This window comes from Pseudomonas sp. ASL7, from assembly GCF_056680375.1.
This window is the reverse complement of the sequence record NZ_CM155279.1, coordinates 700,728-715,974: the sequence shown is the minus strand read 5'-3', so window position 1 is coordinate 715,974 and position 15,247 is coordinate 700,728. Positions and strand designations below refer to the sequence as shown.

The window sequence follows — 15,247 nt, the reverse complement described above, 5'->3', positions numbered from 1 at the left end:
TTGGGTGAACGATGCCCGAATGCCTCCTTGCTGTTCCTGATTAATGAAGGCCTCGCCGACGCAAAACCTGTAGGAGCGAGCTTGCTCGCGATGGTGTGTCAGCTACAGGGGTGTCGACTGACACTCCATCGCGAGCAAGCTCGCTCCTACAAGGGGCTCCGTCAGCCGTGACTCAGGGCAGCGTGATCCAGACCGCCTTGGTCTCGAGCAGGTAATCGAGCTGCTCCGCGCCCAGATCCTTGCCGAATCCGGATTGCTTGTAGCCACCGAACGGCATCGACGGGTCGAGGGTGCCGTGGGCGTTGACGTAGACCGAACCCGCACGCAGCCGTGGAATCAGGCTGTGCACCTTTCCAAGGTCATTGGAATAGAGTGCGGCTGCCAAGCCGTACGGCGAGTCATTGGCCAGCGCCAAGGCCTCTTCTTCATCATCGAATGGCGCGGTCACCAGTACCGGACCAAAAATCTCTTCCTGAACGATGCGCATGTCGTTGCGGCAATGGGCGAAGATGGTCGGCTCGACGAAGAAACCGGGGCCATCGACAGCCTGGCCGCCGTAGACCAGTTCGGCGCCTTCACGCTTGCCGGTTTCGATGTAATCGCTCACTCGCTGCTTTTGCAATGCCGAGACCAGCGGGCCGATGAAACAGTCCGGGTCCAGGCCCGGGGCCATTTTCAAGGTGCGGGTGTAGGTGATCAGTTCACGCAGGAACTCGTCGTAGATACTGCGATGAATATAAGCGCGAGTACCGGCATCGCACACCTGTCCCGAATTGAAAAACACCCCGTTGGCGATGGCCTTGGCGGCCGCAGGCACGTCCGCGTCGGCCAACACGATTACCGGTGATTTTCCACCGAGTTCCAGGGTTAGTCGCTTCATTTCGTCCAGCGCGGCACGCCCGACAGTGCGGCCGACCGGGGTCGAACCGGTGAAGGTCAATTTGTCGATGCCGGGGTGCGTGGCCATGGCCGCACCGACCACGCTGCCGCGCCCGGTGACGATGTTGATCACCCCGTCCGGGATGCCGGCTTCCTGCACCAGCTCAGCAAAACGCAGGGCCGACAGCGAGGTCAGTTCGGCCGGCTTGACCACCACGGTGCAGCCGGTTGCCAGCGCCGCACCGAGCTTCCAGGCCATGGTTTGCAAAGGGAAGTTCCAGGGCACGATGGCGCCGACCACTCCCACCGCTTCCTTGCGTGTATAAGCCAGGTAATTGCCCGGCAACGAGGGTTCAACGGTGCGCCCGTGGAGTTTCGTGGCCCAACCGGCAAAATATCGCAGCGTGTCGACGGTGCCCTGGATATCGACATCCTTGGCGAAGGCCACCGACTTGCCCATGTCGATCGATTCGATTTCCGCCAGTTCAAAGGCGTTGTGTTCAATCAGGTCGGCCAGGCGTTGCATCATCCGCTCACGCTCCGCCGGCTTGGCCTGACGCCATGCACCACCGTCGAACTGTGCGCGGGCTGCTTGCACGGCGCGGTCCAGATCCTCGGTTGTGCCCATGGGAATCCGCGTGATCAGGCCCTCGGTCGAGGGTTCGATGACCTCGGATGTCTGGCCGTCGCTGGCCTCGACCCAGGCGCCACCGATGAACATCTTCTGTACCTTGCTGAGGAAGGTCTGGGTGGCTTCGGATACACCGAATTTCTGCAAATACTGCTTAACGATCGTGTCCATTTCTACGCTCTCTGTGCGGCGGTCAAATCACGCCGAAGCCGTGGTGGTTTCGCTCAAGGCGTGCCGCGCCTGAGCCCGCTCGTGGAAGATGAAACCGATGCTGTTGAGCAGCAGTTGCGCGGCCAGAATCGAGGTCATGCCGGAAGGGTCATATACGGGTGCGACCTCAACCAGGTCCATGCCGACGATGTTGCCTTTGCTGCGCTTGGCCAGGGCCTGGATGATCTCCAGCACTTCGTAGTAGAGGAAGCCGCCATGGCTCGGTGTGCCCGTGCCAGGCGCGATGGACGGGTCGAAGCCGTCGATGTCGATGGTGATGTAGTAGTTGATGTTTTGCGGGATCAACGCCAGCACACCCTCGACCCCAAGGCGACGCACATCGCGTACCGAAAGAATCTTCGAGCCCGCCGCATGGGCCGCTTCGTAGTCATCGCGATTGGAGGAAGACACGTTGCGGATGCCCATCTGGGTCATGCCGACGATGTGGTTCATTTCGGAGGCGCGGCGCAGCGGATTGCCATGGCCATAGCGAACGCCGTGACGCTCGTCGACGAAGTCCAGGTGCGCATCGAAGTGGATGATGTGGATCGGACCGCGCCCCTCGAAGGCCTTGATCACTGGCGCGTGCACCGAGTGATCGCCGCCGAGCACGACGGGCATGACGCCGGCATCGAGGATCTTGCGCACGGCATACTCGGTGTTCTCGTTACTGGTGACCATGTCGGTGTGCACGATGTCGGCGTCACCGACGTCAACCATGCGCACATCGGCCGCGGTCAGGTACATGACGTCATCTTCGTGGTCGTAGGCCCCAGCATGGCCGAAGGAAAACAGCGTCGATGCCTCGCGAATCCCGCGAGGCCCGAAACGTGCGCCGGAACGCCATTGGGTGCCCATGTCGTTGGGTACGCCAAGGATCGCCACGTCCGCATCCAGTGCATCCCAGTCGGTGCACACCGGGGATTTGCCAAAGGTGCAGTGCCCCACGAAGGGCAGGTTCAGGCGACCGGATTCATAACCATTGTTCGACATTTCAGGCCTCTCCAATTCTTGTTTTCGGCTCAGCGGACATGGAAGGTGACCGCCGTTGAAGTGACTATGGACGCAGGTTTTCGTGGAAAAAATGCTAAACATCAGATACTCATATCGGCATTACCGATGCATCCACACGCAGGAGGTCCAAGGTGATTCAGCTGCACGATGTCGATCTGAAACTGCTCAGGGTGTTTGCCACGATTGTTCGGTGCGGTGGCTTTTCTGCTGCGCAAGCGGCGTTGAATGCCGGCCAATCAACCATCAGCGAACAAATGACCCATCTGGAAACCCGGCTCGGGGTCAAGCTCTGCCAACGTGGACGCAGCGGGTTTCGCCTGACCGAGCAAGGCGTGGCCATCCATGAAGCGACCCAGCGCCTGCTCTCGGCGGTGGAAAATTTCTGCATGGACGCCGACGTGCTCAAGCAACACATCAGCGGCAAGCTCAACCTGGGGATCATCGACACCACCATCACCGACCCTGATTCACCGATCCCGCGTACCACCCAACGCTTCGTGTCCAGGGGGCATGACGTGCACCTGAACGTGTACGTCGGCACCCCCGCCGAGCTGGAAGAACGCGTGCTCGACGGCCGGTTGCACCTGGCCATCGGGCACTTCCCGATCTACGTTCCGGGCCTGTTGCACTCGCCGCTGTACAAGGAGGCACTGGGGCTGTATTGCGGGCGGCGGCATCCGCTGCATGGCAGCAAGGCCGAGGGTGACGAACTGCTCGAAGAGATTTCCACGAGCCGAATTGTCGTCAGGGGTTACATGCAGCAGTACGACCTGGAACGCCTGGGTGTCAGCAAAGCCGCCGCCACCGTCGACAACATCGAGGCCTTGGCGATCCTGATCATCTCCGGTGCGTACCTGGGCTTTCTGCCCGTGCACTTTGCCGCGCAGTGGATCAAGACCGGCGAGATGCACCAATTGGCACCGGCCAGTTTGCAACTGATGTCTCCGTTCGATGTGATCACCCGTCGCGGCGTTGCCCCGCCGCCGATACTTGAGGCGTTTCTTGAGGACCTGGCCGCCACTTCACGCAACACCGGCAATACCGGCAACACCTGACAGACGCGGCGCGTGCCGGTCATACTCATTCCGTTCGCAACCCTTGCAGGCCACCTATGCGCATCCACGTCACCTTCATCGACCGCGTCGGCATCACCCAGGAAGTGCTGGCCCTGCTCGGTGGGCGCAGTTTCAATCTGGATGCCGTGGAAATGGTTCCGCCGAACGTTTACATCGATGCACCGACCCTGGGCGCCGATGTGATGGAAGAGCTGCGCGATGCGTTGCTCGGTGTGCGCGGCGTGCAAGCGGTGACGATGGTCGACATCCTCCCGGGGCAACGCCGACGTCTGCAACTGGATGCCCTGCTGGCGGCCAGTTCCGATCCGGTGCTGGCGGTGGATGGCCTGGGCCATGTGCTGCTGGCCAATCCGGCGCTGATCGCCCTGTGTGGTCGTGAGCCGGCCGGTGAGCCGTTGAGCGCGCTGTTCGATGATCCGGACTTGCAACACACGTTGATCGAACACAGTTTCCGCCTGCCCATGCATGAGGTCACCCTCGGCGGCCAGACCCTGCTGCTCGATGCCATGCCGATCACCGACGCCGGCGCTCTCTTGACCCTCTATCAGCCAAGTCGTATCGGTGAACGCCTGTCGGCGCTGCACCACGACCACGCCGAAGGCTTCGATGCGCTGCTCGGCGAGTCACCCGCGATTCGTGCACTCAAGTCCCGTGCCCAGCGCGTTGCCACGCTCGATGCGCCCTTGCTGATTCAGGGTGAAACCGGCACCGGCAAAGAACTCGTGGCCCGCGCCTGCCACGCCATCAGCACACGCCGCGAAGCCCCCTTTCTGGCCCTTAACTGCGCGGCACTGCCAGAGAGCCTCGCCGAGAGCGAACTGTTCGGCTACGCCCCCGGCGCCTTCACCGGTGCGCAACGGGGCGGCAAACTCGGCCTGCTTGAACTGGCTGATCAAGGTTCGGTGTTCCTCGATGAAATCGGTGAAATGTCGCCTTACCTGCAAGCCAAGTTGCTGCGCTTTTTGAGCGATGGCTGCTTCCGCCGGGTCGGTGGCGATCGCGAGGTCAAGGTCAATGTGCGGGTCCTCAGCGCGACCCACCGCGACCTCGAAAAAATGGTCGCTGAAGGCCGTTTTCGCGAAGACCTGTTCTACCGTTTGAATGTGCTCAATCTGCAAGTGCCGCCGTTACGTGAGCGCGGTCACGACATCCTGTTGATGGCCAATCACTTCATGCAGCAAGCCTGTGCGCAGATTCAGCGTCCGCTGTGCCGACTGGCGCCCGGCACCTTTGCGGCACTGCTTGGCAACCGCTGGCCAGGCAACGTCCGCCAACTGCAAAACGTGATCTTTCGCGCCGCCGCCATTTGTGAAAATCCGCTGGTGGACATCGACGACCTGGACATCGCCCGCACGGCCGTGGAGCGGCAGAACGACGGTGAAGTGGGCAGTCTGGAGGAAGCCGTCGAAGGGTTTGAAAAGAACCTTCTGGAACAGCTCTACCGCAGCTACCCCTCCAGCCGTTTGCTCGCCGCTCGCCTGCACACCTCGCACAGCGCGATTGCCATCCGCTTGCGCAAGTACGGCATTCCCAACAAGCCCTGATACCCGCAGTTTTGAACCACTGCAGATCCCTGTGGGAGCGAGCTTGCTCGCGATAGCGGTGGCTCAGTCAACAGTGATTTCGACTGGCCCGCCCTCATCGCGAGCAAGCTCGCTCCCACAGGTGCTGCATCAACTCCCACTGTCTGTAAATCACTACAGCGTATCGAAACCAAGACAAAACACCGTCACTCGCCTGGTCCGGACTTTCCTGCTCCCGCCCCCGATGCCTGTATTGGTTTCAATACACGCGCGACTCGCCAACCCTGCCTAAAACAATTTATATCATTGATTTAAAACGAATAAATAAATATGGCACCCCCCTTGCTATCACCTCTGAAGCCACCAGAACAATAAGGAGTTGATATGAGCGAACTGCGTTTTACCACCGACCACGAATGGCTGCGTCTTGAGAGCAATGGCCTGATTACCGTAGGCATCACTCCTTTCGCCCAGCAAGCGCTGGGTGACGTGGTCTTCGTTCAAGTGCCCGAGTTGCGCGCATTCGATGCCGGCGATGAAGTGGCGGTGCTGGAATCGGTAAAAGCGGCCAGCGGCGTGTACATGCCCTTGGACGGCGAAGTGGTTGAAGTGAACTCGACGCTGGAAAGCGCCCCCGAATTGATCAATGAAGACGCGCTGGGAGAAGGCTGGTTTTTTCGCATGCGACCACGCGATGCCAGCGCAATGGACACCCTGCTTGACCAGACCGCTTATGAGCACCTGATCAACACCGACGCCTGATCCCCCGGGTACGTCAAACCTCCAGAAAATAAACAGAGGGCTTCACCATGTTCAGCAAGCATGACCAGATCAAAGGCTACGACGACGAATTGCTGGCGGCGATGAACGCCGAAGACGCGCGACAGGAACACCACATCGAGCTGATCGCCTCGGAGAACTACACCAGCCAACGCGTCATGGAAGCGCAAGGCAGCGGCCTGACCAACAAGTACGCTGAAGGCTATCCGGGCAAGCGCTACTACGGCGGCTGCGAGCACGTCGACGTGGTCGAACAACTGGCCATCGATCGTGCCAAACAGCTGTTCGGCGCCGATTACGCCAACGTCCAGCCGCACTCCGGTAGCCAGGCCAATGCCGCAGTGTATCTGGCGTTGCTGCAGGCCGGTGACACCGTGCTGGGCATGAGCCTGGCCCACGGCGGCCACCTGACCCACGGCGCCAAAGTCAGCTTCTCCGGCAAACTCTACAACGCTGTTCAGTACGGCATCGACACCACCACCGGCCTGATCGATTACGACGAAGTCGAGCGTCTGGCGGTTGAGCACAAGCCAAAAATGGTCATCGCCGGGTTCTCCGCTTACTCCAAAACCCTGGACTTCCCGCGCTTCCGTCAGATCGCTGACAAAGTGGGCGCTTACCTGTTCGTCGACATGGCCCACGTCGCCGGGCTGGTGGCAACCGGTCTGTACCCGAACCCGATTCCCTTTGCCGACGTGGTCACCACCACCACGCACAAGACCCTGCGCGGTCCGCGTGGTGGCCTGATCCTGGCCAGGGCCAATCCGGAACTGGAGAAAAAACTCAACGCAGCCGTATTCCCCGGCGGCCAGGGTGGCCCGTTGATGCACGTGATCGCGGCCAAGGCGGTGTGCTTCAAAGAGGCGCTGGAGCCCGCCTTCACTACCTACCAGGCGCAAGTGATCCGCAACGCCCAGGCGATGGCGAACGTGTTTATCGACCGTGGCTACGACGTGGTGTCAGGTGGCACCGACAACCACCTGTTTCTGGTCAGCCTGATTCGTCAGGGCCTCACCGGCAAAGACGCCGACGCTGCCCTCGGCCGTGCCGGGATCACCGTGAACAAGAACGCGGTACCGAACGATCCACAATCGCCCTTCGTGACTTCTGGCCTGCGTATCGGTACGCCAGCGATTACCAGTCGAGGTTTCAAGGAAGCCCAGAGCATCGAACTGGCGGGCTGGATCTGCGACATCCTCGATCACCTCGGCGACGCCGATGTCGAGGCACATGTCGCCAGACAGGCCGCAGCGATGTGCAGTGATTTCCCGGTCTACCGCGACTGACCCGCAGCGCACAACACAACCAGTAGCCGCTCGGCCCCGTAGCAGCTGTCAAGCTTGCGAGGCTGCGTTCGGCTGTGCAGCAGTCGTGAGATCAGGCAATGCGGTGTTTCAGAAACACCGCGTGCTCAGGTTTTACGACTGCTGCGCAGCCGAACGCAGCCTCGCAAGCTCGACAGCTGCTACGGGGTCGAACGCAGGCTTCGATGCGGCATGCGACGCACAACCTCGTGGAAGCGGAGCGGGTTTGAAGCCATGATGAGGCATCCAACCTTTCCGGAAGCCTCACATGCGCCGCCTCCTGTGCAAAATCCTGTTTCTGAGCCTCGCTGCGCCGTGCCTCGCCGGCGCCGAGCCACGGCCCGAGCACATGGTGTACTTGCGTACGGTTGATCCGAGCATTGAGCAAGATATCCGCTACGCCAGCACCCACAATTTCACCGGACACGTCCTCGACGGGTACGCGGCGCCGGAATGCCTGTTGTCGCTGGAAGCCGCCAAGGCACTGGCTCGGGTACAAACGGCACTGCGCACGCAAGGCTACGGTTTGAAGGTATTTGACTGCTATCGACCCAGCCGGGCTGTCGCGGACATGGGACGTTTCGCAACGGAACCGGGTGACCCGCTCAAGGCCGAGTTCTATCCGCGCGTGGACAAGAAAGACTTCTGGCACCTGGGTTATGTCGCCCGGGTTTCCAACCACTCCAAAGGCAGCACCGTTGATTTGACATTGACCGGCCCGGGCGCCCTGCCCGCCGAAACCTGGACACCTTCAGCCACACCAGTCGATTGCACAGCCCCCTATGGCCAACGCTGGCACGACGGCGCGCTGGACATGGGAACCGGTTTCGATTGCTTCGATGAGCCGGCGCATACCGACAACCCGACGATCAACGCGGTCGCCAAACAAAATCGTCAGACGCTCAGCCGCGCCATGGAAAAGGAAGGGTTTGCCGGCTATTCAAAGGAATGGTGGCACTTCACCTACACACGGGACGCTGCGTTGCAGAACGTGATGGATTTCCCCATCACGCGGCTGGACCCGGGCAGCGTTCTCGACACCAGCCATCAGCTGATTGTGGTCACCAGCAAAAACTGGACTGACAGCCAGGGCACCGCCCAGCGCTATGAGCGCCAGGGGAACGCGTTTCGACCGTACGAAGCGCCGTTTCCGGTGGTGTTAGGCAAGAGCGGGCTGGCTTGGGGCAAGGGACTCACCCCCGTTGACCCGCAAGACGGTCCGATTAAACAGGAGGGTGACGGCAAAGCACCGGCCGGGATCTTCAAGCTGGGGACGGCTTTTGGCTACGACACCACGGCCGATACCCGACTGCCTTACCTGGCGCTGACACCCGCCATCGAATGCGTGGATGACAGCCAGTCCACACACTACAACCAGTTGGTCGACGGGGCGACTGTCGCGAAGGACTGGAACAGTTCCGAACACATGCGCAGCATGGACGAGCTGTATCGACAAGGCATTGTCATCGAACACAACACGCCACCCTCCCCCGCGTCGGGTTCGTGCATTTTCTTTCACGTCTGGCGTAGCCCGACGTCCCCGACGCTGGGTTGCACCGCCATGGATCAAGCGGACATGACTCGTTTGCTCAGTTGGCTGGACCCGCGCCAGTCCCCGCTATTGATTCAAATGCCCGAGGAGCAATACCAGCACTTTCGCGAACGCTGGAACCTCCCCGGACATTGATACGTGAGCCGCTTCAGGCCTCTGAACTGCGCTCAACCGCCACCGCAAGCGCTGAGTTCCTGGCCAGCAGGTAATAGAGTATCCCTGGCACTGTCAGGCCGACGATCCAGGAAATATCAACACCGCCCAGCTGCCCGACCATTGGCCCGGAGTAAAAGTGGGTATCGACAAAAGGCAGCTGGATCAACACGCCGATGACGTACACGCTGATTCCCAGCACGTTCCATCGACCGTAGCGACCTGCCGGGTCGGACAAGGCCGGGATGTCGTAGCGCTCCTTGTTGATGAAGTAGTAATCCACCAGGTTGATCGCGCTCCACGGTGTGAAGAACGTCAGCAGGAACAGGATGAAGTACTTGAAACTGTTCAGAAACGAGTACTGCCCCAGCAGCGCCAGTGTGGTGGACGCCACGACAATCATCAGCACGAACAGCATGCGCTGCCGGGCGGTAATCTCGAGGCGACTGCGAAAGCCACTGATAATGGTGGCCACGCACATGAAGCTGCCATACGCGTTGAGCGTCGACACCGTGACCTTGCCGAACACCACGCTCAAGTACAGCAGCGAAGCCATCAACCCCGTACTGCCCAACCCGACGATGGTTGCCACCTCATGACCGCGAAAATTCGTACCGGCCAACGCCGCCGCGAACACCCCCAGCACCATGGAAGCCTGGGCCCCCAGCACCGTGCCCAGACCGACAGCGGCAAAGGTTTTCCAGGACGCGGTGTTGCTCGGCAGGTAGCGCGAATAGTCTGCCACGTAAGGGCCAAAGGCGATTTGCCAGGAGGCGGACAACGACACGGCCAACAGGAACGTGCTCCAGCCGAAATGGCGATTGTCCAGCAACAGGCCGATATCGTTGAGCGTCATCAACCGGGTAAACAGATACGCAAAGGCAATGATCCCCAGCACGCTGGCCACTCGTCCCACCAAGTGAATGACCCGATAGCCGAAGATCGTCAGAAACGCGATGCACACGGCGAAGATCAGAATCCCGGCGCTGTCGCTGACCTGGATCAACTGGGCAATCGCCTGCCCCGACAGTACCGCGCCGGTGGCACTGAAACCGAGGTACATCAAGCACACCAGCACAATCGGGATAGCCGCCCCATAAACCCCGAACTGCACCCGACTGGAGATCATCTGCGGCAGCCCCAGCTTCGGGCCTTGCGCCGCGTGCAAGGCAACCACCGCACCGCCGAGCAACTGGCCGATCAGCAAGCCGATGAGGGACCAGAACACATCACCGCCCAGTACCACCGCCAGCGCGCCAGTGACAATCGCCGTGATCTGCAGGTTGGCGCCGAGCCACAGGGTGAACTGGCTGTAGAGGCTGCCGTGGCGTTCGGCCTCGGGAATGTAATCGATCGAACGGGTCTCGATCAGGGGACTTCGTTGCTGACTATCGCTGACCTGGGGCATGACGGTGTTTTCCTGTGAGGTACTTGTTTTTAGGGTTCGCGCGTTAACGCTTAGAAAGTCTTGCTGGCACTGGCGACCACGGTCGCCGTGCACAAATCGTCATAGCCGTACCAGCCCGCGCATTCGCTTTTCGACAGGTCGGTATCGATATAGCTGAGGCCCCAGGTCACGCCGACGAATTCACGGCTCACCTTGGCTTCCCACTCGTAATAGGACTCGCGGCTGTCGCCGCTGGCGGACCAGAACGCCGGGTCTTTCACATCGTTGCGCCCCACGCGCAGGTCCAGGCCAACCTCGGCCGGCAGTGCGATTTTGTAGCTGAGGTAGGTGTAGAGGGTGTCCTGGTCTTCGCCAAAGGCGTTCGGCGTGTCCTTTGAGTAGTAACCGCCGAGCTTCACCCCGTAAACATCGAGGATGGCGTAGACCTCACTCAGATTGAATTGGCCTTCCTTGGGGTAGTCGTACTTGATGTAGCCCAGATCGAGACTGATTGCCTCCGTCGCCTGCCAGTAGTAACCCGCGTAGTACTCAAGTTCCTGCCGGGTCTTGAAGTCACCGCCGAAATCGACGTTCGAGGTCCAGGCGCCGACATACAGGCCGCTGCTGTGCATCAGCGTGGCACCGGCCTGAACCGCCGGATCGCCCAGGGTTTGCGAGATACCGCGGCTACGATAATCGCTGACAGCAGTCAGGCTCATGTCGAGGTTGAAGTCATCGCTGAGTGTCAGTGCTTGCGTGGTCAGGGGGGCCAACACAAGGCTGGCCAGGGTGAAGAGTGCGCGTGCGTTCATACAACTCTCTTATTGTTATGGCGGTACATGGAATGTCGGGCATGGCGATGCCGGGCCCCTCGCGGTACGAGGAGCAGGCATATTTTGGGGGGTGCGGCCGTGGTGGTCAGGACGCGGGCGCGTAAACCTCTTTGCCGGCGAAGAAGGTCTTCAGGACTTTGGTCTCGAACAGTTCATCGTCGCTGACCTTGAATACGTCGCGGTCGAGGATGATCAGGTCCGCTTGTTTGCCGGGTGCCAACGAGCCAATTTGCTGCTCCAGTCGCAGGGCTTTGGCGGCATTGAGGGTGTAGGCGTAGAACATGGTCTGGCGATCAATGCTTTCCTTGGCATTCAGCACGCCCAGCGGTCCTTTACGGGTGCTGGCCTGAGCAATGGCGTTCCATGGATTGGGGCTGGACACCGGCCAGTCACTGCCTCCGGCGATGACCGCGCCGGCGTTATGCAGGGACCTGGCGGGGTACTGATAACCGTAGGCAAACGCGCTGATGTACGGCTTGACCAATTCCACCGTGTACGTCTCGCCGGTGGCCCACAACAGTTGCATGGAGGCGATCACACCCAGCTGTTTGAAGCGTGGAAACTCCTTGGGATTGACCAGTTGCAGGTGAGCGATGCTGTGCGCCACCGGCGTCGGATTGAGCTTGCGCGCATAGGCAACGCCATTCAAAGACTCCCGCACGGCGCGGTCGCCGACCGCGTGCATGTGCACAATCCAGTTGCGCTTCTCCGCCGCCACCACCAGCTCACCAAAGTGCGCCGGGTCGATCAGCAGCTGACCGTTTTTATGACTGTTCTTGAAGGGCACGATCACCGCGGCCGTCTGCCCTGGAAACTCCAGAATACCGTCGGCAAACACCTTGATGCCGGGGAACGTCAGGTTGGGCACGCCCTCGAACTTTTTCATCACCGTGGCCAGCACGTCGAGGTCGGCCGGTTTGCTTTTCGGGTTAGTGACCAGCAGCGCCGCGACGTGTGCGCTGAGTTCGCCCTTCTCCGCCAGTTCGCGGTACAGCGGCAGAACACCGTAGCTCTGCTCGGTTGCCTTGAAGTCGAACAGCGAATCGCCGCTGCCGGCATTCGCCGCGGCGTCCATCCAGGCGGTGACACCATATTGGTTGTTGACCTTCACTGCCTCGCGGGCAGCCTTCAGCATGGTTTCGTCGCTAGGCGCCGGAATCTGGTTGCGGACCAGGTCCCAGCGCGACTCGGCAAAATAGCCATTGGGTGTGAAGTCGGCTTCATGCCCCACATAGCTTCGCTCTTTTTCCGGCAGGCTTTTGACCAGCGCAGCATCGATGTTTATACGTTTGAGCATGGCGTTGTTGGCCCAGCCGGTGTGACCGTCAATCCCGCTCAGCACCAGCGGTTGCTCGGTCCAGCGCCCCTGATTGAAGCGTTTTCCCAGTTCGCGACTTTTGTCCCAATAGGCTGAACTGACCCCGGCAATGCTGATCACGTCACCGGCCCGTGCACGGCCTGCCTGATCCTGCTCGATGATCCATTGCTCCAGTTCCGGCAACGGTTTTTCTTCGTCCAGCAGATTGGCCCCCATGCTGTCGAAGGCCGCGACCACCGGGTGGCTATGGGTATCAATCATCCCCGGCATCAGCACTTTGCCGGCCAGGTCGATGCGTTGTGTCCGGGCGTCGGCCAGGGCGGTGATCTCGGCATCGCTGCCCACTTTGAGGATCTTGCCGTCTTGCACGGCCACCGCCTGCGAAAGGCCTTGGCCAGGTTCGGCGCTGAAAACCTTGCCGTTGAACAGCACCAGGTCGGCGGCGGCCATGGCTTGCATCGAAGCCAACGCCAGTGCCGCGGCCAACAGGTTTGGAATAAATCGTTGCATCGGAACGCTCTCTTGTTTTTATTGGGCGGTACGAGTGAGGGATGCCTGAGCCGTTTGAAGGCCAACGAACGGTGCCTTGGCCCATACGACCTTGCCGCCCACGACGGTCAGCAACACCTGATTTCGGCCCAGCTCGTCCTCGGGCACTTGCATGAAGTTCTTGTCGAGGACGATCAAGTCAGCGAACTTGCCCACTTCGACCGAACCGACCACGTTCTCCAACTTAAGCTGCTCGGCGGCGTTCAGGGTGATGCTGCGCAACACTTCGCTGCGCGACAGCGCCGGGTCATTGTTCAGTCGCCCGGCGTACTTGGGGCCATAGCTGTGCGGGTTCAGCGGATCGCCCGAACGGGTAACACCGATTTTCAGCGCCAGGAATTCATCCAGCGGGTCGACAGGCCAGTCACTGCCATACGCCACACGGCCACCGGCATTCGCGATGCTGCCCGAGGGCTCCATGCGGGAAAAACGTTCGGCGCCCAGATGATCGCTGGTGCCATCGACCGTGGACGGCGCCTGCTGGGCCCACTGGAAGGACATGGTGGCGGTCACATCAAGGGCCTTGAAGCGTGAATAGTCGGCAGGGTCCACCGACTCGGCATGAGCAATAGCGGGACGGAACCCATTACCGGGCAGTTGCCGGCGCACGTACTCGATGCTGTTCAGCGCATCACGCACCGCGCGTTCGCCGGTGGCGTGCAAGTGCGGGTCGAAGCCGGCCTGGACCGCCTGCATCAGTAACGGGTTGAGGACTTGCGGCGGGAAATACAGCTCACCCGTGTTTTTGCCCGGCGTCCACTTCGGCGCCTTGGCGGTGCCGGAGTTGTGCAGGTACGGCGTCAACATTGCCCCCGTGTCCGCCGGGGCGTTGATGATGCCATCCATAAACAGTTTGACGTGGCGCATGCTCACCCCGGGCGCGGGTTTGGCTTCGCCCTGGTCATAGGTGTTGGCCAGTGCCTTGGCCTCGGCGATGGTTTTTGCCGGGTCGGCAGCAGCGGCAGCCGGGTCCAGTTTGATCGCCAACAACGCCCGGGCAGTCAGCTCGCCCGACTGCTGCAAGGTGGTGAAGGCTTTGCCATTCTCGGGGCCCGACAAGGCATCGAAGAAACTGGTAATGCCCTGCTGGCGCATGGCGTCGAGTGCCGCACGGGTCTGCGTCAGCTTCTCGGCATCGGTAGCCGGCGGCACCATGGCGGCCATGGCATCGGCAGCGCCATCCTCACAGATGCCGTTCGGGTTGCCGGCGCTGTCGCGCATGTACTTGCCGTCACCGGGATTGGCCGTGTGTTTGTTGATGCCGGCAACGGCCAGGCCACGAGAGTTGGTCAGCACGGTATGGAAGTCGGTGGAACGGACCTGGATCGGGCGTTGGGTCTTGAGTGCGTCCAGGGTCGATTTGTCCGGATCGCCGTCGAGTCCGTCCATGCCTATGCGGTCCCAGCTGCCGACTTCGAGCCAGACGTCGGGCCCTTTGTCCTTGTCAGCATCCAGGCAGGCCTGAATGGTTTCCTGGAACACCTTGCGCGTCATCGTCTGATATTTCAGGTCACACAGGGTCATGGCACGACCGCCGTCCCCCGGGTGCATGTGCGCATCGATGAAGCCCGGCATCAGCATGCGTCCTGCCAGGTCGATCTGCTGTGTCTGCGCGCCGATGTAGGCGGCAACGCCCTCATCGCTGCCAACATAGACAATCTTGCCCCCGGTCACCGCAATCGCCTGCTGCACCGAATTCTTGCCATCGACGGTGTAGACATAACCGTTGCGCATCACCATGTCAGCGCCTGTCGAACCCTGCGTCTGGCACCCCACCAGCGCCACACCGGAAAATGCCGTTGTCGCTGCAACGGCGATAAATAGCCTGGACAATTTCAATGCCTCACCCCTGTTTTTATAGTTTTGAAGTGGCCCGAACAGACTGCCGTGCAAGCCCTTGATATGCAGGGCACACGATATAGAGCGCAGCAGAAGTACGGACCTCCACAAATGAGGAGGGGTGAGGTAAATTCCGGTGGTTACGCCTGAACGCATAACGTGTAGCAGCTGGCGAAGCCTGCGTTCGGCTGCGCAGCAG

Annotated in this window: 11 protein-coding genes; 5 read left to right on the top strand and 6 right to left on the bottom strand. The window is 60.7% G+C overall.

Features of this window, described 5'->3' with window-relative positions:
* Positions 1-172: 172 nt before the first annotated feature.
* Positions 173-1,681: an aldehyde dehydrogenase family protein gene (locus AC1MDT_RS03275; RefSeq protein WP_480420675.1), complete on the bottom strand. Its 1,509-nt coding sequence runs from the start codon at positions 1,679-1,681 to the stop codon at positions 173-175.
* Between the two features lie 27 nt (positions 1,682-1,708).
* On the bottom strand, positions 1,709-2,713 hold the full coding sequence (gene speB, locus AC1MDT_RS03270; RefSeq protein ID WP_480420674.1) for an agmatinase: 1,005 nt from the start codon (positions 2,711-2,713) through the stop codon (positions 1,709-1,711).
* Positions 2,714-2,865: 152 nt separating this feature from the next.
* On the opposite strand from speB, the gene AC1MDT_RS03265 reads away from it, so the two are divergent.
* The 5 genes from AC1MDT_RS03265 (at position 2,866) to AC1MDT_RS03245 (ending at position 9,104) form a co-directional block, all read left to right on the top strand.
* A complete protein-coding gene (locus AC1MDT_RS03265) occupies positions 2,866-3,789 on the top strand; it encodes a LysR family transcriptional regulator (protein ID WP_480420673.1) in 924 nt (307 codons plus the stop codon).
* 56 nt (positions 3,790-3,845) lie between these two features.
* Positions 3,846-5,354 carry a sigma-54-dependent transcriptional regulator gene (locus AC1MDT_RS03260; RefSeq protein WP_480420672.1) on the top strand — a complete coding sequence of 503 codons (1,509 nt, stop codon included), beginning with the start codon at positions 3,846-3,848 and terminating at the stop codon, positions 5,352-5,354.
* A gap of 363 nt (positions 5,355-5,717) precedes the next feature.
* On the top strand, positions 5,718-6,095 hold the full coding sequence (gcvH, locus tag AC1MDT_RS03255; RefSeq protein ID WP_480420671.1) for a glycine cleavage system protein GcvH: 378 nt from the start codon (positions 5,718-5,720) through the stop codon (positions 6,093-6,095).
* A gap of 47 nt (positions 6,096-6,142) precedes the next feature.
* Positions 6,143-7,399: a serine hydroxymethyltransferase gene (gene glyA, locus AC1MDT_RS03250; protein WP_480420670.1), complete on the top strand. Its 1,257-nt coding sequence runs from the start codon at positions 6,143-6,145 to the stop codon at positions 7,397-7,399.
* 286 nt (positions 7,400-7,685) lie between these two features.
* On the top strand, positions 7,686-9,104 hold the full coding sequence (locus tag AC1MDT_RS03245) for a M15 family metallopeptidase (protein ID WP_480420669.1): 1,419 nt from the start codon (positions 7,686-7,688) through the stop codon (positions 9,102-9,104).
* A 13-nt stretch (positions 9,105-9,117) separates the two neighbouring features.
* On the opposite strand, the gene AC1MDT_RS03240 is transcribed toward AC1MDT_RS03245, so the two are convergent.
* The 4 genes from AC1MDT_RS03240 to AC1MDT_RS03225 form a co-directional block, all read right to left on the bottom strand.
* On the bottom strand, positions 9,118-10,530 hold the full coding sequence (locus AC1MDT_RS03240; protein ID WP_480420668.1) for a purine-cytosine permease family protein: 1,413 nt from the start codon (positions 10,528-10,530) through the stop codon (positions 9,118-9,120).
* Positions 10,531-10,580: 50 nt separating this feature from the next.
* A complete protein-coding gene (locus AC1MDT_RS03235; RefSeq protein WP_480420667.1) occupies positions 10,581-11,321 on the bottom strand; it encodes a TorF family putative porin in 741 nt (246 codons plus the stop codon).
* A gap of 106 nt (positions 11,322-11,427) precedes the next feature.
* Positions 11,428-13,170, bottom strand: a complete 1,743-nt coding sequence (locus AC1MDT_RS03230) for an amidohydrolase (RefSeq protein WP_480420666.1) — start codon at positions 13,168-13,170, stop codon at positions 11,428-11,430.
* 18 nt (positions 13,171-13,188) lie between these two features.
* Positions 13,189-15,048, bottom strand: a complete 1,860-nt coding sequence (locus AC1MDT_RS03225; protein ID WP_480420665.1) for an amidohydrolase — start codon at positions 15,046-15,048, stop codon at positions 13,189-13,191.
* Positions 15,049-15,247: the final 199 nt, after the last annotated feature.

What these genes read in the sequence shown, in the direction of transcription:
- AC1MDT_RS03275 (WP_480420675.1), bottom strand. Translation starts at nt 1,681, where the DNA reads ATGGACACGATCGTTAAGCAGTATTTGCAGAAATTCGGTGTATCCGAA.
- speB (WP_480420674.1), bottom strand. Translation starts at nt 2,713, where the DNA reads ATGTCGAACAATGGTTATGAATCCGGTCGCCTGAACCTGCCCTTCGTG.
- AC1MDT_RS03260 (WP_480420672.1), top strand. Translation starts at nt 3,846, where the DNA reads ATGCGCATCCACGTCACCTTCATCGACCGCGTCGGCATCACCCAGGAA.
- gcvH (WP_480420671.1), top strand. Translation starts at nt 5,718, where the DNA reads ATGAGCGAACTGCGTTTTACCACCGACCACGAATGGCTGCGTCTTGAG.
- glyA (WP_480420670.1), top strand. Translation starts at nt 6,143, where the DNA reads ATGTTCAGCAAGCATGACCAGATCAAAGGCTACGACGACGAATTGCTG.
- AC1MDT_RS03245 (WP_480420669.1), top strand. Translation starts at nt 7,686, where the DNA reads ATGCGCCGCCTCCTGTGCAAAATCCTGTTTCTGAGCCTCGCTGCGCCG.
- AC1MDT_RS03240 (WP_480420668.1), bottom strand. Translation starts at nt 10,530, where the DNA reads ATGCCCCAGGTCAGCGATAGTCAGCAACGAAGTCCCCTGATCGAGACC.
- AC1MDT_RS03235 (WP_480420667.1), bottom strand. Translation starts at nt 11,321, where the DNA reads ATGAACGCACGCGCACTCTTCACCCTGGCCAGCCTTGTGTTGGCCCCC.
- AC1MDT_RS03230 (WP_480420666.1), bottom strand. Translation starts at nt 13,170, where the DNA reads ATGCAACGATTTATTCCAAACCTGTTGGCCGCGGCACTGGCGTTGGCT.